This is a genomic window from Testudinibacter sp. 'clade 2' (assembly GCF_006227735.1).
Classification (GTDB): Bacteria; Pseudomonadota; Gammaproteobacteria; order Enterobacterales; family Pasteurellaceae; genus Chelonobacter.
Genome location: NZ_VDHB01000016.1, coordinates 17399 through 36860 on the forward strand (window position 1 = coordinate 17399; position 19462 = coordinate 36860).

21 protein-coding genes are annotated in these 19462 nt (G+C 46.8%); 14 read left to right on the forward strand and 7 right to left on the reverse strand.

Going from position 1 to position 19462, the window contains the following annotated elements:
• Positions 1-57: 57 nt before the first annotated feature.
• The 14 genes from deoC (at position 58) to tadA (ending at position 13463) form a co-directional block, all read left to right on the forward strand.
• The gene (gene deoC, locus FHQ30_RS02000; RefSeq protein WP_139611063.1) at positions 58-849 is read left to right on the forward strand and encodes a deoxyribose-phosphate aldolase; all 792 of its coding nucleotides are present in this window, start codon (positions 58-60) and stop codon (positions 847-849) included.
• A 45-nt stretch (positions 850-894) separates the two neighbouring features.
• Positions 895-2127 (forward strand): phosphopentomutase, encoded by a 1233-nt coding sequence (gene deoB / locus FHQ30_RS02005; RefSeq protein WP_139611064.1) that lies wholly within the window; start codon positions 895-897, stop codon positions 2125-2127.
• 40 nt (positions 2128-2167) lie between these two features.
• The gene (deoD, locus tag FHQ30_RS02010) at positions 2168-2887 is read left to right on the forward strand and encodes a purine-nucleoside phosphorylase (protein WP_132967952.1); all 720 of its coding nucleotides are present in this window, start codon (positions 2168-2170) and stop codon (positions 2885-2887) included.
• A gap of 224 nt (positions 2888-3111) precedes the next feature.
• Positions 3112-3390: a type II toxin-antitoxin system RelE/ParE family toxin gene (locus FHQ30_RS02015; RefSeq protein ID WP_139611065.1), complete on the forward strand. Its 279-nt coding sequence runs from the start codon at positions 3112-3114 to the stop codon at positions 3388-3390.
• A 47-nt stretch (positions 3391-3437) separates the two neighbouring features.
• Positions 3438-3743 (forward strand): HigA family addiction module antitoxin, encoded by a 306-nt coding sequence (locus FHQ30_RS02020; RefSeq protein WP_139611066.1) that lies wholly within the window; start codon positions 3438-3440, stop codon positions 3741-3743.
• An 80-nt stretch (positions 3744-3823) separates the two neighbouring features.
• A complete protein-coding gene (gene djlA, locus FHQ30_RS02025) occupies positions 3824-4681 on the forward strand; it encodes a co-chaperone DjlA (protein ID WP_139608802.1) in 858 nt (285 codons plus the stop codon).
• A 73-nt stretch (positions 4682-4754) separates the two neighbouring features.
• Positions 4755-5705 carry a tRNA dihydrouridine(16) synthase DusC gene (gene dusC, locus FHQ30_RS02030; protein WP_139611097.1) on the forward strand — a complete coding sequence of 317 codons (951 nt, stop codon included), beginning with the start codon at positions 4755-4757 and terminating at the stop codon, positions 5703-5705.
• 9 nt (positions 5706-5714) lie between these two features.
• Positions 5715-6395 (forward strand): pyrimidine 5'-nucleotidase, encoded by a 681-nt coding sequence (gene yjjG / locus FHQ30_RS02035; protein ID WP_139611067.1) that lies wholly within the window; start codon positions 5715-5717, stop codon positions 6393-6395.
• Positions 6392-6790 (forward strand): pyrimidine dimer DNA glycosylase/endonuclease V, encoded by a 399-nt coding sequence (locus FHQ30_RS02040; RefSeq protein ID WP_139611068.1) that lies wholly within the window; start codon positions 6392-6394, stop codon positions 6788-6790. Before yjjG ends, FHQ30_RS02040 begins: the two co-directional genes overlap by 4 nt.
• A gap of 1 nt (position 6791) precedes the next feature.
• Positions 6792-7322 carry an inosine/xanthosine triphosphatase gene (gene yjjX, locus FHQ30_RS02045; RefSeq protein ID WP_139611069.1) on the forward strand — a complete coding sequence of 177 codons (531 nt, stop codon included), beginning with the start codon at positions 6792-6794 and terminating at the stop codon, positions 7320-7322.
• A gap of 284 nt (positions 7323-7606) precedes the next feature.
• On the forward strand, positions 7607-9736 hold the full coding sequence (gene pnp, locus FHQ30_RS02050) for a polyribonucleotide nucleotidyltransferase (RefSeq protein WP_139611070.1): 2130 nt from the start codon (positions 7607-7609) through the stop codon (positions 9734-9736).
• 73 nt (positions 9737-9809) lie between these two features.
• Positions 9810-10718 carry a lipoprotein NlpI gene (gene nlpI, locus FHQ30_RS02055; RefSeq protein ID WP_267963805.1) on the forward strand — a complete coding sequence of 303 codons (909 nt, stop codon included), beginning with the start codon at positions 9810-9812 and terminating at the stop codon, positions 10716-10718.
• Positions 10719-10972: 254 nt separating this feature from the next.
• Positions 10973-12841 (forward strand): DEAD/DEAH box helicase, encoded by a 1869-nt coding sequence (locus tag FHQ30_RS02060; RefSeq protein ID WP_132968153.1) that lies wholly within the window; start codon positions 10973-10975, stop codon positions 12839-12841.
• 121 nt (positions 12842-12962) lie between these two features.
• Positions 12963-13463 carry a tRNA adenosine(34) deaminase TadA gene (gene tadA, locus FHQ30_RS02065; protein ID WP_139611071.1) on the forward strand — a complete coding sequence of 167 codons (501 nt, stop codon included), beginning with the start codon at positions 12963-12965 and terminating at the stop codon, positions 13461-13463.
• 20 nt (positions 13464-13483) lie between these two features.
• Here tadA and FHQ30_RS02070 read toward each other — a convergent pair whose 3' ends face one another.
• The 7 genes from FHQ30_RS02070 to agaF all read right to left on the reverse strand — a co-directional run bounded on the left by FHQ30_RS02070 (position 13484) and on the right by agaF (position 19459).
• Positions 13484-13867 (reverse strand): PTS sugar transporter subunit IIA, encoded by a 384-nt coding sequence (locus FHQ30_RS02070; protein ID WP_139611072.1) that lies wholly within the window; start codon positions 13865-13867, stop codon positions 13484-13486.
• Between the two features lie 17 nt (positions 13868-13884).
• Positions 13885-15675 (reverse strand): glycoside hydrolase family 35 protein, encoded by a 1791-nt coding sequence (locus tag FHQ30_RS02075; protein ID WP_139611073.1) that lies wholly within the window; start codon positions 15673-15675, stop codon positions 13885-13887.
• Positions 15676-15833: 158 nt separating this feature from the next.
• Positions 15834-16676 carry a PTS system mannose/fructose/sorbose family transporter subunit IID gene (locus FHQ30_RS02080; protein WP_139611074.1) on the reverse strand — a complete coding sequence of 281 codons (843 nt, stop codon included), beginning with the start codon at positions 16674-16676 and terminating at the stop codon, positions 15834-15836.
• A complete protein-coding gene (locus FHQ30_RS02085) occupies positions 16663-17556 on the reverse strand; it encodes a PTS mannose/fructose/sorbose/N-acetylgalactosamine transporter subunit IIC (RefSeq protein WP_139611075.1) in 894 nt (297 codons plus the stop codon). The genes FHQ30_RS02080 and FHQ30_RS02085 overlap by 14 nt, the downstream gene beginning before the upstream one ends.
• A 12-nt stretch (positions 17557-17568) precedes the next feature.
• Positions 17569-18042 (reverse strand): PTS sugar transporter subunit IIB, encoded by a 474-nt coding sequence (locus tag FHQ30_RS02090; RefSeq protein WP_139611076.1) that lies wholly within the window; start codon positions 18040-18042, stop codon positions 17569-17571.
• An 18-nt stretch (positions 18043-18060) separates the two neighbouring features.
• A complete protein-coding gene (locus FHQ30_RS02095; protein ID WP_139611077.1) occupies positions 18061-19008 on the reverse strand; it encodes a tagatose 1,6-diphosphate aldolase in 948 nt (315 codons plus the stop codon).
• Between the two features lie 13 nt (positions 19009-19021).
• The gene (gene agaF / locus FHQ30_RS02100; RefSeq protein ID WP_139611078.1) at positions 19022-19459 is read right to left on the reverse strand and encodes a PTS galactosamine/N-acetylgalactosamine transporter subunit IIA; all 438 of its coding nucleotides are present in this window, start codon (positions 19457-19459) and stop codon (positions 19022-19024) included.
• Between the last annotated feature and the right edge of the window lie 3 nt (positions 19460-19462).

Sequence of the window (19462 nt, forward strand, 5' to 3'; positions counted from 1 at the left end):
CACCACGCCAGGCGTGGTGTTTGTCATTGGTATTTGATGTAACAAGGTAGTGTGAAAATGAATACATTAGAAAATAGAGAGGCTTCAGCCAAACTGGCATTAAGTTTGATGGATTTGACCAGCTTAAATGATAATGACAGCGATGCAGTCATTATCGAATTGTGCCAGCAGGCAAAAACAGATTTTGGTTCGCCAGCGGCGATTTGTGTGTACCCACGCTTTATTCCGATTGCGCGCAAAACCTTGCGCCAACTTGGCTTGAACCAGGTGAAAATTGCCACCGTAACAAACTTTCCACATGGCAATGACGACATCGAAATTGCGGTCAGTGAAACCAAAGCAGCCATTGCTTACGGTGCAGATGAAGTCGATGTGGTGTTTCCCTACCGCACTTTGATCAGCGGTGATCAAAAGTGCGGTTTTGATTTGGTCAGTCGTTGTAAACAAGCTTGTGCCGAGCATGGTGTGTTGTTGAAAGTGATCATCGAAAGCGGCGAATTACAGCAAGCGGAGTTGATCCGTTTGGCATCGGAAATTTCGATTCGTGCCGGTGCTGATTTTATCAAAACCTCGACCGGTAAAGTAAAAGTCAATGCGACCTTGGAATCCGCAGCGGTTATGTTACAAACCATTGTGGATTTGCAAGTGCAAGATCGGGTCGGTTTTAAAGCGGCCGGTGGCGTACGCACCGCACAAGATGCGCAGCAGTATCTGCAATTAGCCGCAGATATTCTCAGTGCTGACTGGATCAACCCGACACACTTCCGCTTTGGCGCCTCTGGGTTGCTGAACGATTTGTTGGGAACTTTAACTGGTAAAAGCCAGTCTAAAACAACGAGTGGATATTAGTGATATCAATAGTTATAACAATAGTCATAACAATAGGAAAATAAAATGAAAAGAGTCTTTATTTTAATGATGGATTCCTTTGGAATCGGGGCTGCCGCCGATGCAGATAAATTTGGAGATGTTGGGTCTGATACCTTAGGGCATATTGCTGAGCAATGTGCAGCAGGCAAAGCGGATAACGCCGAGCGCAGTGGTGCGTTAAAACTGCCTAACTTGACTAAATTGGGTTTGGCATTGGCAGCAAAAGAATCAACCGGGCGTGTGCCGGCAGGAATGGATGGCGATGCAGACGTGATCGGCGGCTATGCTTTTGCCAAAGAGATCTCATCCGGCAAAGATACGCCATCAGGTCACTGGGAAATCGCCGGGGTGCCGGTGTTGTTTGATTGGGGCTATTTTAAAGATCATCAAAACAGCTTCCCACAAGAACTGTTAGACCGAATCGTAGCAAAGAGCGGTATTCCGGGCTATTTGGGTAACTGCCACTCCTCCGGTACCGTTGTGCTGGATGATTTAGGCGAAGAGCACATGAAAACCGGCAAACCGATTTTCTATACTTCTGCCGATTCCGTATTCCAAATTGCCTGCCATGAAGAGACTTACGGTTTGGAGAAATTGTATGAGTTGTGCCATATCGTGCGTGAAGAGTTGGAAGGCTACAATATTGGTCGTGTCATTGCCCGTCCGTTTGTGGGTGACAAAGCCGGTAATTTCAAACGTACCGGTAACCGCCATGATTATTCGGTGCAACCACCATCAGCTACGGTATTGCAAAAACTGGTCGACGAAAAACAAGGCGAAGTGGTTTCGATCGGCAAAATCGCTGATATTTATGCCCACACCGGCATTACGAGCAAAGTGAAAGCAACCGGACTGGAAGAGATTTACGACAAAACGATTGTTGAGATCAAAGCCGCCGGAGACAACACCATTGTATTCCCGAACTTTGTCAATTTTGATTCGGACTATGGTCATCGCCGTGATGTAGCAGGCTATGCCCAAGCGTTGGAATATTTTGATTCGCGTCTGCCGGAAGTATTGAAACTGGTGGAAGAGGGCGATTTGCTGATTATTACCGCCGATCATGGCTGTGATCCGACTTGGACAGGCACTGACCACACCCGTGAGCATGTGCCGGTGTTGCTGTACGGCAGCGAGGTTCCGAAAGGCTTCTTGGGCAAACGTGAAACTTTTGCCGACATCGGACAAACCATTGCTAATTATTTTGACCTGTCGCCAATGGATTACGGCACATCAATGATTAACTTTAACAAATAATTGAATTAAAAATAACTGATTAAAAAAGAGGACTAAAATTATGCCAACTCCACATATTAATGCTGTTGACGGCGCTTTTGCCGATGTTGTTTTAATGCCGGGCGACCCGCTGCGCGCCAAATATATTGCCGAAACCTTTTTAGATGACGCCAAAGAAGTGACCAATGTGCGTAATATGCTGGGTTACACCGGCACTTATAAAGGGCGCAAAATTTCGGTTATGGGACACGGCATGGGAATTCCGTCTTGCTCGATCTATGCCAAAGAGCTGATCACCGAATACGGTGTCAACAAAATCATCCGTGTCGGCTCTTGCGGCGCGGTGCGGATGGATGTCAAATTGCGTGATGTGGTGATCGGCGCCGGTGCTTGTACCGACTCAAAAGTCAACCGTATTCGCTTTAAAGATCATGATTTTGCGGCAATTGCCGACTTTGATATGACACAGGCAGCGGTGCAAGCGGCGAAACAAAAAGGGGTGAACGTGCGGGTCGGTAACATCTTCTCAGCCGATCTGTTTTACACGCCGGATGTGGCGATGTTCGATGTGATGGAAAAATACGGCATTTTGGGCGTAGAAATGGAAGCCGCCGGTATTTACGGTGTCGCCGCTGAATTCGGCGCCAAAGCACTGTGTATCTGCACCGTCTCCGACCATATCCGCACCCACGAACAAACCAGCGCTGAAGAACGTCAATTGACCTTCAACGACATGATCGAAATCGCCTTGGAATCCGTGCTGATCGGCGATCAAGCGTAAATTTAGCAAAAGTGCGGTTTTCTCGATCAACTGATGATCAACTCACTGAAGCAGCCGGAAGGCTGCTTTTTTTGTCACTTATTTTTGCAACGTGCGATCTAAATTCCATATTTTTCTACCAATGCAGGACTCAGTTTCTGGCTAAGCATAATGTGAGTCATTGTACCTTCATTTTCTTGATAATAACGCAATGCGTTATTATAATATTAACGAACTAGGCTACGATGATTACACATTTTGCTTGTAAAAAAACAAAAGCATTTTTTCACGGTAAGCGTTTTGCAAAATTTATTCCTTTTGAAAGAATTGCCATCAGAAAGCTACAGCAGCTGCATTCTGCAACCGATCTGGCGTTTCTTAGGCTTCCTCCCGGTAATAAATTAGAAGCCTTAAGGGGAGATCGAGAAGGGCAATACAGTATTCGGATTAATGATCAATGGCGAATCTGTTTTATTTGGCAGCATGGACATGCTCACCATGTGGAAATAGTTGATTATCATTAATAACTTGTTTTATAAACAAAAATAATTGATTGTAAGGAGACAGCATAATGCCACAACGCGAAGTCCCGCTAGCGCACCCCGGGGAAATTTTAATGCAAGAGTGGTTGACTCCAATGGGAATCAGCCAATATGCGTTAGCCAAAGCAATTGGAGTACCGCCACGGCGGATTAATGAAATTGTACAAGGCAAACGCGCAATAACACCCGACACAGCCTTACGTTTGGCGGCTTATTTCGGTTGTGAAGCACAAAGTTGGCTGAATTTACAAAATCACTATGATACCGAATTGGCACGGCAACGAATTGAACCGACGTTAAGCAATATTCAGCCATATCACCTATTTTCACGATAAAAGCCCTGAGCAATAATCATTTCTAAGCGTTGCCGATTCAGGTAAAATAACCGCACTTTGTTTGACGACTGGAAAGAAAGATGAATTTTATCGGAAAAATTATCGGTTTTATTCTCGGTTACCGTTACGGCGGTTTCTGGGGGGCGATTTTTGGTGCGGTGTTGGGGCATTTCGTGGATAAAAAAATCTATGAAATGGGCAGTGTCAGTTCCTCATTTTTTAGTAAAACCTTGACCCGGCAGCAGCTTTTTTTGCAAACCACCTTTGCGGTGATGGGGCATCTGAGTAAAGCCAAAGGGCGGGTGACACAAGAGGATATCCAGCTGGCGCAAGCGTTTATGAGCCGTTTGAATCTGGATTCTGCGGCACAGCGCATGGCGCAAGACGCTTTTAGTCGTGGTAAAGACGCTGATTTTCCGATCCGCCAAGTGATTCGTGAATTTCGAGTCGCTTGCGGCCGTCGCCCGGATTTGCTGCGGATGTTTTTGGATATTCAAATCCAAACCGCACTTGCGGATAACCATTTGGATCAAAACGAAAAATCGCTGTTGTCGGTGATTGCCCAAGAGTTGGGGTTGTCGCAAATGCAGTTTGAACAAATGATGGCGATGATTTACGCCTCGCAACAATTCGCTTCCGGCGCACAATATCAGCAACAAGGCGGACAGTATCAGCAGCAGGGCGGTTATCAAGGCGGACAGTCTTACCGCACTTCCGCTGCGGATAATCTGCAAGCGGCATATCAGGTGCTGGGTGTGGCTGCAACCGATGATCAGCTGAGCGTAAAACGGGCTTATCGCAAACTGATGAACGAGTATCATCCGGATAAACTGGTTGCCAAAGGCTTGCCGCCGGAGATGATGGAGATGGCAAAAGAGAAAGCACAAAAAATTCAAGCTGCCTACGATCTGATCTGTAAAAGCAAAGGTTGGAAGTGATGAGGCAAAAGCGAGGGGTTTTGTTTTATTTAGCAGCGATTTATGTGGTAAGTACCGATAAAAGAGCGCTATGATGCGGGTTATTTTAGCGCCAATGCAAGGCGTGCTGGATCCGTTCTTGCGCCACCTATTAACTCAAGTCAACGATTATGATCTGTGCCTGTCGGAATTTGTGCGGGTGGTTGATCAATTGTTGCCGAAAAAAGCGTTTTACCGTCTTTGCCCGGAATTACAGCATGGCGGTTATACGCAAGCCGGTACACCGGTGCGGGTGCAGTTGTTGGGGCAGTTCCCTGATTGGCTGGCGGAAAATGCACAAAGAGCGGTCGAGCTCGGATCGCACGGGGTTGATTTGAACTGCGGCTGTCCGTCGAAAACCGTAAATAACAGCCAAGGCGGCGCTTCGTTGCTGAAACAGCCTGAGCTGATTTATCAAGCCACAAAAGCGATTCGCAGTGCATTGGACAAACAGCATCAGGTTAGCGTCAAAGTGCGGTTGGGTTGGGACAGCGACACGGCGGCGTTTGAAATTGCCGATGCGGTGCAGCAGGGGGGCGCGGATGAAATCACGATTCACGGACGGACCAAAACGGACGGCTACCGTGCTGAACGCATCAACTGGCGCAAAATCGGCGAAATTCGTCAACGTTTAACGATTCCGGTGATTGCCAACGGTGAAATCCGGAACTGGCAGGACGGACAAAATTGTCTGACACTGACCGGCTGTGAGGCGCTGATGATCGGACGCGGCGCACTGAATATCCCCAATCTCAGCCGTGTGGTGAAATTTAATCAATCGAAACTGGCTTGGCAGCAGGTGCTGTTGCTGTTGCAGCAATACGTTAATTTGGAAAACCCTGATGACCGAGGCTTTTATCACGTTGCCCGCATCAAGCAGTGGCTGCGTTATCTGGAAAAAGCGTATCCACAAGCCGAGCAGCTGTTTCACATCATTAAAACCGAATGCGGTTATCAAGGTTTAAAGGCAGAAGTGGAGCGCCAGACCGCACTTTCTCTTGTATAGGAAATAAAGTTGAAATATCAATGGATCTTTTTTGATGCCGACGAAACGCTGTTCTCATTTGATTCGTTTCGTGGCTTACAACAAATGTTTGCGCAATATGATGTTGAATTTACTCAACAGCATTTTGCCGACTATCAAACGGTGAATCAACCGCTATGGCAGGCCTATCATCAAGGCAAAATCAGCGCCGATGAATTACAAACCACGCGTTTTAACCAATGGGCGCAACATCTCAGCCGCCAGCCGAGCGAACTCAATCAGGCTTATTTGATTGCGATGGCCGATATTTGCCAACCGTTGGATGGCGTCGAAGCAATGTTGCAAACCCTGTCTGAAAAAGTGCGGTTCGGCATTATTACCAATGGTTTTAATGCGATGCAGGATCTACGGTTGCAAAAAACCGGGTTGAAACCGCACTTTGAGTTTGTGGTGGTGTCGGAAAATATCGGTTTACCGAAGCCGCATCACGGCATTTTTCAACACGCCTTAAACCTAGCGAAAGTCGATGATAAAAGTGCGGTCTTGATGGTGGGCGATACGCTGGAAACCGATATTCTCGGCGGACAAAACAGTGGTTTGGATACTTGCTGGCTCAGCCACGGCAAAGTGAATGATACCAATATTCAACCGACCTACCAAATTGCCAATATGGAGCAACTAGTCCAAATTGCACAAGGAGGACAAGGATGACTCGAATCAATGTCGTCCCGGTCAGCGAGTTGTGCGATCAACATCTGCTGGCAGAACACCGTGAACTAACACGAATTCCCAATGCGGTCGCTAAAGGCAAATATAATTTGGATGGACAGCCCGATGATTATAAGTTGGGCACCGGGCACGTTAAATTTTTTATGAATAAACTGACCTTCCTACACAAGCGTTATCAAGCGCTACATCAGGAGTGTCTGGCGCGTGGTTTTAATGTCACCAACCGCTGGGCGCAAGATCTGCCTTCAACGCCGGAGCTATGGTTAGATTATGTGCCGACCGACAATGCTTTATGGCTTAACCGGGCTAGAATTGCAGAACGTATGCCGGTAAAAGCCCGTTTTACACCACATAAAATGCCAGAAAGAGTAGCGTAATATGCAGATTGTGATTGCCTCGACCAATCCGGTGAAAGTCAATGCGGTCAAAACCGCCTTCTGCCAACTGTTTCCAGACCGCACTTTGCGTTTTGAGGCGATGCCGTCCCAGTCCGGCGTGGCGGAACAGCCGATGAGTATGGCGGAAACCAAGCAAGGCGCTGTTAATCGGGTGCAATTCTGTCAGCAACAGTTACCCAATGCAGATTTTTATCTGGCGATTGAAGCCGGAATCGAACGTTTTGATTATGGTGCGGCGACCTGCGCTTATGTTGTGATCAGCGATAAAGTGCGGTTTGCCGTCGGGCGCAGTGCCGAACTGCCGATTCCTAATGTGATTTTTCAACAATTAAATTCGGACACCGAGCTAGGCAGCATTATGGATCGCGTGTTTCAAACCGAAAATATCAAACAAAAAGGCGGTGCAATGAGCCTGCTGACTAACGGCAATGCCAGTCGTGAAAGCGTGTATGTGCAGGCGGTGATTTTGGCGATGGCGCCGTTTTTACATCAAAAATTGTTTTGTGCTTAACGGGATAGTTTCGTGGTTTGCGCTTGGCTGAATAAAGAGAATCTTTGCCGATTCGGATAAAGTATTAGCATTCTTATAAAAAATATCTGTATAATAAGCAGGCTTATACTCTTTGTCAGCGTGCGGCTATCAAAAATGATCTCTTTTACGTTATTAAAACGGTTGTGTGAAAACCATTTTTTATCCCCATTCTTTTCTACTCTAAACCCGATTGCAGATTATTTTTGCTAGTCGCAATAAAGAGATGAGCATCATTTAATGAATTATTTTAAAAGGAAAATCTCGTGACTCCAATTGTTAAACAATTTAAATACGGTCAGCATACCGTAACTCTGGAAACCGGTGCGATGGCGCGTCAGGCAACAGCTGCCGTGATGGCGAGCATGGACGATACTTCGGTTTTTGTGACTGTGGTAGCGAAAAAAGAAGTGAAAGCCGGACAGGATTTCTTCCCGTTAACGGTTAACTATCAAGAACGTACCTATGCCGCAGGGCGTATTCCGGGGGGCTTTTTCCGCCGTGAAGGTCGTCCTTCTGAAGGCGAAACCTTAATCGCACGTTTAATCGACCGTCCGATTCGCCCGCTGTTTCCGGAAGGGTTCTATAATGAAATTCAAATCGTCGCCACCGTGGTTTCGGTCAATCCGCAAATTTGCCCGGATATCGTGGCGATGATCGGTGCTTCAGCAGCGTTGGCATTGTCCGGCGTACCGTTCAACGGTCCAATCGGTGCTGCGCGTGTCGGATTTATCAATGATCAATTCGTGCTGAACCCAACCATGGCGGAACAAAAGCACAGCCGTTTGGATTTAGTGGTTGCCGGAACGGATAAAGCGGTTCTGATGGTGGAATCCGAAGCGGATATTTTAAGCGAAGAGCAAATGTTGGCGGCGGTGGTGTTTGGTCACGAACAACAACAAGTTGTAGTCGACAATATCAAACAATTGGTGAAAGAAGCCGGCAAACCACGTTGGGAGTGGCAAGCGCCAGCGGTCAATACCGCACTGGTGAACCAAGTGAAAGCGTTGGCGGAAAGCCGTTTGGGCGAAGCCTATCGTATCACGGAAAAACAAGCTCGCTATGCGCAAGTTGATGCGATTAAAGCCGAAGTCACAGTGGCATTGTTGGCAAGCAACGAAGATGAAAGCGTCAATGAGAATGTGATTGCCGATATTTTAGGCGCATTGGAAAGTGATGTGGTACGCAGCCGCATTCTAGCCGGCGAACCACGGATTGACGGACGTAGCGTCGATACGGTGCGTGCCTTGGATATTTGCACCGGCGTGTTGCCGCGTACTCATGGTTCAGCAATCTTCACCCGTGGTGAAACCCAAGCGTTGGCGGTTGCTACTTTGGGAACTGAGCGTGATGCGCAAATTATTGATGATATTACCGGTGAGCGCACCGATCATTTCTTGTTCCACTACAACTTCCCTCCGTATTCCGTGGGCGAAACCGGCATGATCGGTTCACCAAAACGGCGTGAAATCGGTCATGGTCGTTTGGCAAAACGTGGCGTATTGGCTGTGATGCCTAGCATTGAAGAGTTCCCGTATGTGGTGCGTGTGGTTTCTGAAATCACTGAATCGAACGGTTCTTCTTCGATGGCATCGGTTTGTGGTGCATCTTTGGCGTTGATGGACGCCGGCGTGCCGATTAAATCAGCCGTTGCCGGGATCGCGATGGGCTTGGTGAAATCCGACGATAAATTCGTAGTCTTGTCCGATATTTTGGGTGATGAAGATCACTTGGGCGATATGGATTTCAAAGTTGCCGGTACCAAACAAGGCGTGACCGCACTTCAGATGGATATCAAAATCGAAGGGATCACCGCTGAAATCATGCAGATTGCATTGAACCAAGCTAAAGGTGCCAGAATGCATATTTTGGGTGTGATGGAGCAGGCGATTGAAGCGCCGCGTGGCGATATTTCTGATTTTGCACCGCGGATTCACACCATGAAAATTGATCCGAAGAAAATCAAAGACGTGATCGGTAAAGGCGGTGCAGTGATTCGCTCATTGACCGAAGAAACCGGCACCTCAATTGATATTGCCGATGACGGTACCGTCAAAATTGCTGCGACCGATAACTCTGCCGCCAAAGCTGTGATGCTACGCATCGAAGACATCGTTGCTGATGTGGAAGTGAACCGTGTTTACACCGGTAAAGTCACGCGTATCGCTGATTTTGGTGCATTCGTCGCTATTGTGGGTAACAAAGAAGGTCTGGTGCATATTTCCCAAATCGCTGCGGAACGTGTGGAAAAAGTGACGGATTATCTGCAAGTCGGGCAAGAAGTTGCGGTGAAAGTGGTTGAAATCGATCGCCAAGGTCGTATTCGTTTGACCATGCGTGACATCAACCAGGGACAAGCCGACGAAGCAGTGATTGCCGAGCCGGACGCCGAGTAATAAAATATTCAAGCTGCTAAATTTACGATAAGATAAGCAAAGCAGCTTGAATTTTTATCCAAGGGTTATGAACATGAAAATCGCCAATAATATGATGAATTACACAAAATCACTTTGTGTGCTGGCATTTTTATTGCTGGCGGCGGCATGTTCAATGCGTCCGACTATTCCGCTGATTTCCGACAAAAATGTGACCTTGGCTGAACAAAATCCATTGCTGCATTTCGATCAAGAAGTGATGATTGCACGGATCAGCCAGGTATTACTGGTCGGAAATTTGGCAAAAAATGAGCGAGCGTCGTTACATTTTGAGCGTGGAGTACTATATGACAGCTTGGGATTATGGGGATTAGCCCGTTATGACTTTACCCAAGCCTTGATGCTGCAACCTAAGTTAGCGGCGGTTTATAATTATTTAGGGCTTTACCTCTTGTTGGACGGTGACTATGACGGCTCTTTAGATGCGTTTAATGCGGTGCTGCATCTGGATCCGAATTATGAATATGCTTATTTAAATCGCGCACTAAACTTCTATTACGTCGGTCGTCACGGGCTAGCGCAACGCGACTTTTTAACCTTTTATGAGGCGGATCCGAGTGATCCTTACCGCACTTTGTGGTTATATTTGAATGAATTGAAATATAAGCCTTATGAAGCAAAACAAAATTTGGCACAACGGGCGAAAGGATTGTCCAATGAATTTTGGGGCACCAATATCGTTCATTACTATTTAGGTGAATTGTCTTACGCAGAATTACAGAAGAAAATTGATAATTTTGCCGTGCCGTATTCGCCGCAATATGCCGAAATTTTAACTGAAACCTATTTTTATCTTGCAAAACAACAACTCAATCTGGGGAAGGTTGACGAAGCGACAGCTTTGTTTAAGTTGGCTATGGCCAATCAAGTATTTAACTTTGTTGAGTATCGTTTTGCCCTGTTCGAACTTTCACATTTACGCTTGAATAATGTGCAAGAGTGAGATCGAACATTAGCGGTTGTATTTGATACGAACTAAGTTAATAAACCGTCTTGATTGGGATTGTTTTATCACCGATTTCGTTGCCGCCGGATTGCATCAATTATTCGGCAAAATGGTATTAAGGTGAATCATTTCTCAGCGGTGCGAATCTGCCCCAGTGCAGGATGTCGTACCGGACGCATTCTATCACGCAACAATTTATCACTATCTGCGGTCTTAACATGATAAGCCGCTTTTCTACTATTGAGTAAAAAATGACAGAACAAACTACTTTAACCTTTAACGATTTGGGCTTGCCTGAGTCATTGATTTCCGCTGTAACGGCTATGGGATTTGTAAATCCGTCACCGATTCAGCAAATTTGTATACCGCACTTGCTAAACGGCCGTGATGTGCTGGGCATGGCGCAAACCGGTAGCGGCAAAACCGCTGCGTTTTCATTACCGCTGTTGGCTCAGATCAATGCCGATATTCGTACGCCGCAAATGTTGGTGATGGCGCCAACTCGCGAATTGGCGATTCAGGTAGCCGATGCCTGCGAACAATTTAGTAAAAACATCAAAGGCTTGAATATCGTCACCCTGTACGGCGGACAACGTTATGATATTCAGCTGCGTGCCTTGCGCCAAGGTTCACAAGTGGTGGTGGGTACGCCGGGACGGATTTTGGATCACATTCGTCGTGGCACCCTGAACTTGTCCGAATTGCGCTTTATGGTGCTGGATGAAGCGGATGAAATGCTGCGTATGGGCTTTATCGACGATGTCGAAGAGGTGATGAGCAAACTACCGGAACAGCACCAAACCGCACTTTTCTCTGCCACGATGCCGGAACCGATTCGCCGCATTACCCGTCGTTTTATGCGTGACCCGCAAGAAGTGAAAATTCAGGCATCGCAACAAACGCTGCCGGATATCACCCAAAGCTGTTGGTATGTCAACGGGGTGCGTAAAAACGAAGCGTTGTTGCGCTTCTTGGAAGTGGAAGATTTTGATGCAGCGATTATTTTCGTGCGCACCAAAACCGCAACTTTGGATATTGCCGAACTGTTGGAAAAACACGGTCATAGCGCAGCAGCATTGAACGGCGACATGACCCAACAACTGCGCGAGCAAACCCTAGATCGTCTGCGTAACGGACGGCTGAATATTTTGATTGCGACCGATGTGGCGGCGCGCGGTTTGGATGTTGAGCGCATCAGTCTGGTGGTCAACTACGATATTCCGTTGGATGCAGAGTCTTACGTACACCGCATTGGGCGTACCGGTCGTGCCGGACGTGCCGGACGTGCGTTGTTATTTGTTGAACCGCGTGAAAGACGTCTGCTGCGTAATGTTGAACACTTGATGAAAAAGCAGATCGATGAAGTCGAATTGCCGAATCACAAAACGTTGGAAGCTTGCCGTCGTGAGAAATTTAAGCAACAAATTTCTACCCAGCTGGAGCACCATGACCTAGAAAAATACCGCAGTTTGCTGGAAGATATGTTTACCGCCGATCAAGATCATGAAGATTTGGCTGCTGCGATGATGATGTTGCTGCAAGGTAAACAAAAACTGATTCTGCCACCGGATCCGGTGATTAAAGCCCGTCGTGAGCGTCAAGAAAATCCACGTTCGAGTGACAGACGTGGACGTGGTGATGCGCGCGGTGATGATCGTGGCCGTCCGGCACGCGAACAAACCCCGATGGATTTATACCGTATCGAGGTCGGGCGTGCCGATGGGGTAGAAGTGAAACATATTGTCGGCGCAATCGCTAACGAGGGCGACATTGACAGCCGTTATATCGGACACATCAAACTGCACGATGACTACTCGACAATCGAATTGCCGAAAGATATGCCGAAAGAGTTGTTACAACATTTTGGTAAAACTCGAGTGCTGAATAAACCAATGCAGATGCGCTTTGTCGAAGAGGTGAAAGGCGATGGCGGTTTCGGTGGTCGTGGTGAACGCAAAGGTGGTTTTGCTCGTGGCAAAAGAGAAGGTGGTTTCCGTGACGGCGGACGCAGTGATTTCCGTGGTGGACGTGGCAATGATCGTTTCCAAGAGCGCAACGATCGCAGCGGCAAGCCAAGTTTCGACCGCAAACCACGTCGTACCGGGCGTAGAGAAGGGTAATTCCTCTTATTTTTAACCGAGATTTTTGATAAGTAGAGTAGGGGCGGATAGTTAATCCGCCTCTACTTTTACTATAGAAATCTCATATTTGTCTTTTGTTAGTAGTCCAATTGAGATCTCCATGACCGCACTTGAACAAGATCAATATTTTATGCAGCGTGCGCTAGCGCTTGCCGATTATGCCGAATCGCTGGGCGAAATTCCGGTGGGTGCGGTGTTGGTTGATGAGCTCGGGCAAATTATCGGCGAAGGCTGGAATGCTTCCATTTCAAAACACGATCCCACTGCGCATGCTGAAATCGAAGCGATTCGACAAGCGGCAAGTGCGCTGCAAAATTATCGTCTGCTCAATACTACGCTGTATGTGACGCTAGAACCTTGCACGATGTGTGCCGGGGCGATTTTGCACAGTCGAATCAAACGCTTGGTATTTGGCGCCAGTGATCACAAAACCGGCGCAGTCGGTTCACGCTTTCATTTTTTTAATGATTATAAAATGAACCATTTTCTTGAAGTGACCAGCGGTGTATTACAACAGCAATGCAGCGAAAAACTGAGTAATTTTTTTCAGCGCCGTCGAGCCGAAAAGAAAGCACAAAAGTGTGCTGTTGTGCAGGAATAGGCGACACCGCTGGATAGGTGTTACTCATCATCTTCTTGTTGTAGCTGCCGTAATTGCACGGCTACATCATAAATTTGTTGACGGGCAGTTTCGATCAGCTCGTCACAATTGTTCTCACTCACGAGGCTGATTACCATCGGTAAATTCATACCGCTATACAGTGAAGTGCGGTCGAGGTAGTGCATCGCAACATTACAGGGCGTACCGCCCATGATGTCGCACAACACCACCGTTTTACCGCTAGTGTGGCTTAAAGCCAGTTCGAATTTTTGTTTGAAGTCGTCGCTACCTTCATGTGGATAAAGACAGACGCTCTGGGCGTTTTCGATTTTGCCGAGAATCATTTCAGCGGTTTCCAGTAAGATTTTAGCGAATTCACCGTGGCTGATTAAAATAATATTCATGTTTTCTCCCATAGTTATTATAAATTTTGGCTGGTTAAGGTTTTATAAATCGGTTTATCGCTGAATCGAAGTGCGGTCGGGCGTACGCCTTCAGTTTCAAATACGATAATACTGTTGTCGCCTTGCTGTAAATATGGCGCCGGTAGATAGAGATAGCAGGTTGGTCCCTCTGACCAATAACGTCCCAGATTTTTTCCATTGACGATGATTACACCTTTGCCAAGTGTGCTGGTGTCAATAAAGCTATCTTGCGGTGGTTGTTCAAGGGTTAAAGTAAATCGATAGAAAGACGGATTGGCGGCGTTGACGGAGCCGCTAAAATCAATCTGGTGTAGTTTTGTAAAATCTAATGCGTATTGTTGCCAACCGCTGTGAAAATGTAGATCCAGTACCACACCACCGCTGATGCCTTTGTGCTGGGTTGGTGCAAGAAGTTTGCCGCCATAATTGACCCGCCCCATATTCTCCACCAGTAAATCCAATTGCAACTGTGGTTGTGGGGTATGCAATATAATATCATTACCGATTTCGTGCTGATATTGGGTAGCGATTTTTTGTTGTTCGTTAAACACTTGAATGCGATCGCGTCCTTGATAAATCCGCAGTTTCAGATCTTGGCTGTAACTGTCGGCATAAGTGCGGTAGAGTATGTAGCCATAGTAGTGTCCCAGCTGTTCCATATTTTGGGTGTGATTGCTGTCGTAACGGTGGCTGATGTGATGCAAGGTGCTGAACAGACAGACCTCCTGTTGCAGCTCAAGTTCCGGATAGGCGGTGAAGGTCGGTAAAATCGGATCACAAATAGGGCTGGCATCAGGGTATTGTTGCAACACTTGTTGTAACAGATAAAATTTTTCTGATGGTTCACCCCATTCACGGATTGGGGCGTCATAATCATAGGAGGTTACTTGCGGTAAGTCGGTGTCGCCGCGTGCGGAGCAACCGTTCCAAAAACCGAAATTTGTGCCGCCTTGCAACATATAAAAATTGATACTCGCGCGGTCGAGCAGGGCTTTGCTACAAGCAGCAAGATCTTGGGCGTCGCGCGTAATCATCGGCTCTTTCCAACGATTAAACCACCCATCCCAAAACTCCATGCACATCAATGGAAAAGTGCGGTTGTGATGGCTGAAATAGCGCTGTAACTGGTCTAAATTTTCATCGCTGCGTGAACCGAAATTACCGGTCGGCAAAATATTATCTTCAATCAATGCGCCAGCTTCCAACGCATTTTGCCATGCGCCGTCTGAAGTGAATAGTGGCACATCGACCCCGTTGTCTAGCATGATTTGTTTGATCGCACGCAAGTAGTCTTTGTCGTTGCCGAATGAACCATATTCGTTTTCGATTTGCATCATAATGATGTTACCGCCGTGTGTGATCTGGTAGGGCGTAACTAATGGCAATAGGTGATGGAGATAGGCGTTGACTGGGGCTAAGAATTCAGGGGTGTTGCTGCGTGGGCGTAAATTTGGAATGTTCAGCAGCCATGCAGGTAAACCGCCAAATTCCCATTCGGCGCAAATATACGGCGAGGGGCGCAAAATCACATAGAGATCAAGCTGTTGTGTCGTTTGGATAAAACGGACTAAATCGGCGTTGTCGTCAAAATAGAATTGATCGGGCTGTGGTTGATGTAGGTTCCATGGCATATAGGTTTCAACGCTGTTACACCCCATCGCTTTCAAATTATACAAAGTACGGTACCAATAATCGGGAACGATACGGAAATAGTGCACTGCGCCGGAGATAATTTTAAACGGCTTGCCGTGCAGTAGAAAATCGTGTTCGCCAATTTGAAAGGGCATACTTTACTCCTTAAAATTCAGAATCGATGATCACACCGTCCATATCAAAAATAATCGCTTCTAACATATTACCCTCGTGGTTTTAACTTCAATTAACAAAGGTTGTGGTAAAGACAAAGCACACATTGCTGCGTGCTTTGTCTTCAAAGTGCGGTTGATTAGCCTTTTGCCAGTATGCCGAGCCAAGAGAATAGAATACACAAGGCAATGATGATCATAATGGCTTTATTGGACGACATTTTCGGTCGTCCCAACAGCCAGTAGATAAAGCCGACTACTAATGCGGGTACTAATCTTGGTAAAATAAGATCTAAGTTAGCTTGTGCAGACACGACTTTTTCACCGATGGTCGCCACATACGGAACGGAAACATTTACCATGGTGGCACACATCACCCCGACGACGAACACCCCCAATACCGTAGCGGCGTTAGTTAAAGCATTCAGTTTATGTCCTAAGGTGGTGACAAGATTAACTCCTTCGCGGTAGGCGATTTTCAGTTGTACCCAGCGGAATACCATGGTAGCGATGGCGACCATTACCCATAACCCCACCCCAAGCGGATTACCGCCGATTGCCATCGTAGCGGCAATTGCCCCCATAATGGCAGGCACTAGCGAACCGAAGATCGCATCACCAATGGCGGCGAATGGTCCCATTAAACCGGATTTGATTCCGGCAACCGCCTCAATCGATTTCTCGCCTTCTTTTTCTTCCAATGCCAAGTCGATTCCTTTCACAATTGTGTTGAAGAATGGGCTGGTATTGAAAAATTGGTTGTGCATCACCATCATTTTTTTCAATTCCGGCGAATTATCGCCATACATTTTACGCAGTTGCGGCAACATAATCCAAAGATAGCCGGAACCCTGCATCCGCTCGTAGTTCCAACCAAGTTGGTTGAAAAATAGGCTGCGAGTGTTGATTTGACGAAAATCAGCATCAGTCAATTTATAATTTTTCGGATTGCCGACAGTGTTATTGGAATTAGAGTTCGTCATCTTCGATTTCTCCTGTAGCGGATGTGGATTTTTTGGCTGAAGTGCTGCTGTCGTTGTCATTAACACTGCGTTGGTAAACCATTACGGCGAAAGCAAAGCCGATAGCTGCCATTGCCAGCATTGGCAGGCTGTTGTAAGAGCGACCAAGTGAGCTTGGCAGCAAGCCGTCTAAGGCGTTGCCGATTGCAGCCACATTGCCGAACAGTGTAATGAGGATCGCGGTTAATGCAAAACTGAGAATCAGGTAAGCAATATGGCGTTTTGTCGGCAGATAGCGTAATAAAATCGCAAAACCCAGTGCCGGTAGCACGCCACCGGCGAGTGTTAAACCGTCAGCGATAATTTTTAAAATACCAGACTGCATCGCAGAAACTAATGCTTCAACCAATGGACCGCCAAATACTAATGCCAAGAAAATCGGCAGGGCGCGTGACAATCCCCATGCGATGGCACCGCATAGATAATTGATATTGATAGCGCTATAGGCATGGTCATTAATATTCTTATCGATTCTGTGCGCGAAGAACACATTTGACATTCGTGCCAGAATATCGGTGTAGACCATTAATGCAGCAATCGGTACGGCAAGGGAGGTGAGTGCCAGTTGTGGATCCATGCCGACGGCAATCGAAAATGCGGTGGCGATAACCGTACCGGAGTTGGCATCGATCCGTGAGGCGCCACCAAACGTGCCGACACCCAGCACAGTCAGTTGCATTGAGCCGCCGATTAACAGACCGGTTGTCATGTCGCCCATAATTAGCCCGGTTACCAAGCCGGCAAATACCGGCGATCCGGCACTGGAGACAATGGTCAGTTCATCTAAGATTTGATAAAAGGCATAGACGGTAATTAATAGAATTTGCCACCATTCAATCATGATTAGTACCCCTTATAAAAGTTTCATTAAGTCAATTTTTTCTTCATTGGGCACCATTTGTGCGGTCAGAAAAATACCTTTTGCAGAAAGTTGTTGGAATACGTGAATATCGTTATCGGTGATATTGACGGATTTTTTTATGGAACGGGTATGCTCGGTCTGCGACATGTTGCCGACATTGATTTCTGTTAGGGTTACCCCATGTTCGACAAGTCCGAGTAATGTTTGAGGATTGCGGGTGATCAGTAATACGCGTTGTGAATCGTAGCGTCCGTCATTGATATTTTTTGCGGCTTTTTCAATGGTCAGTACACTTAAATTGACACCGGCAGGGCAGGCTAAACGCAGCCCTGCTTTGTCGATATCGTTGTTTGCGGCGACTTCATCCACCACCATAATACGTGAAATATTAAGATAAGAAGTCCAGAGATTAGCTACTTGACCGTGAATCAGACGTCCATCAATTCGGGTATGAATAATCGCCATGTTTTTTCTCCTTGTTATTTAGAATGAAATCGGGGTGGCGTTTTGCTGCAACACTTCATCCAATTCTTGAATATTTTGCATGCCTTGGGTTTTCAACCACTCGATTGAGGCGGCTTTGCCTTGCGCTTTGTAGATTTTGGCACCGTCTGCCCAAGTGGCACGACCGCATAGCACGCCGTTGTAATGGGAGCCGGCTTGTTTGGCGAAAACCAGTGTTTGTTGGAACAATTCAGCGGAGACCCCGGCGCTGAGGAAGATAAACGGCAGTGGTGAGACCGCACTTTGCTCGGCAAAATAAGCAGCGGCTTCAGCTTGGCTGTAAAGCACTTCGTCTTTGGCATAGCCTTCGACATATTTCATATTGACCGGCACTTCGACTTTGAACACATCCACGCCATATTTTGGATCGGCATAGCTGCGCATCGCTTCGATGACTTTGCGCGGCTTCAGTTTGGCATACTCTTTTTCATCTTCGGTATTGGCATCATAGGTTAAAATTTCTAAGAACAGCGGCATTTCTTCGGCTTTGCATTCAGAGGCGATACGCTCGACAAAGGCCTTTTTGCGATCATTAATGCAATCTGGCTCATCGACATCAACATACAGCAGCAACTTGACTGCATCGGCGCCCTTTTCTTTTAAACGCAGCACTGAAACGTCGTCAATTAAGTCTGGGAAGCGCCCAACGGTGGTTTTGTCGTAGCCGGTTTTTTCATATGCCATCATTAAGCCGGATTCACTGTCTCTGGCAGCAGCGGCTGACCAGCCGAATTCGGGATCTAATAAGATAGAGGAGGCATACGGGGTTAAAATCTGGGAAACTAAGGTTTTGAATTCACTGATTTGTTGTGGGGTGATGTCGTCGCCTAACATCCGTTTCAAGGCGCCGCGCTGATCAATCGCCAGTGCGCTGATGATGCCTTGTTGGTTACAAATTTTTTTTAAGCGTTCGATTCTTGTTGACATAATAGCGATCCTTTTAAATTCCATCTTCTTGCTGTACAGAGCGTTGTTTACTTTGGCTTAATTCGTTACTGAGTTTGGTGATTCCTTGTTTGCCACTACTCAGTGCTAATTCCACTAAGTCGGCAAATGCCAATTCATCTTTTTCCATGCTGCATTCAATCAGCATTTGCAGATTGCTGCCAGTGATCACTTCAGCAATCGGTAATTCTTGTGCAATTAGTGATGCGGTTCTGAAAGGCGAGCCACCAAGGATATCGCAGCAAAACAGTACGCCGCGCGTATGATTCAATTGTTCAAGTGCGGTCAGAATCTCTTGTTTCAGTTGGGCTGGGCTTTTACTCTCTGGAAAATCAATAAAAGCGATATTATCCTGTTCCCCGATAATTTGATTGACGGCATATTGGATGCCGGAAGCAAAACGACCGTGTCCCAGCACAATAATACTAATCATGTA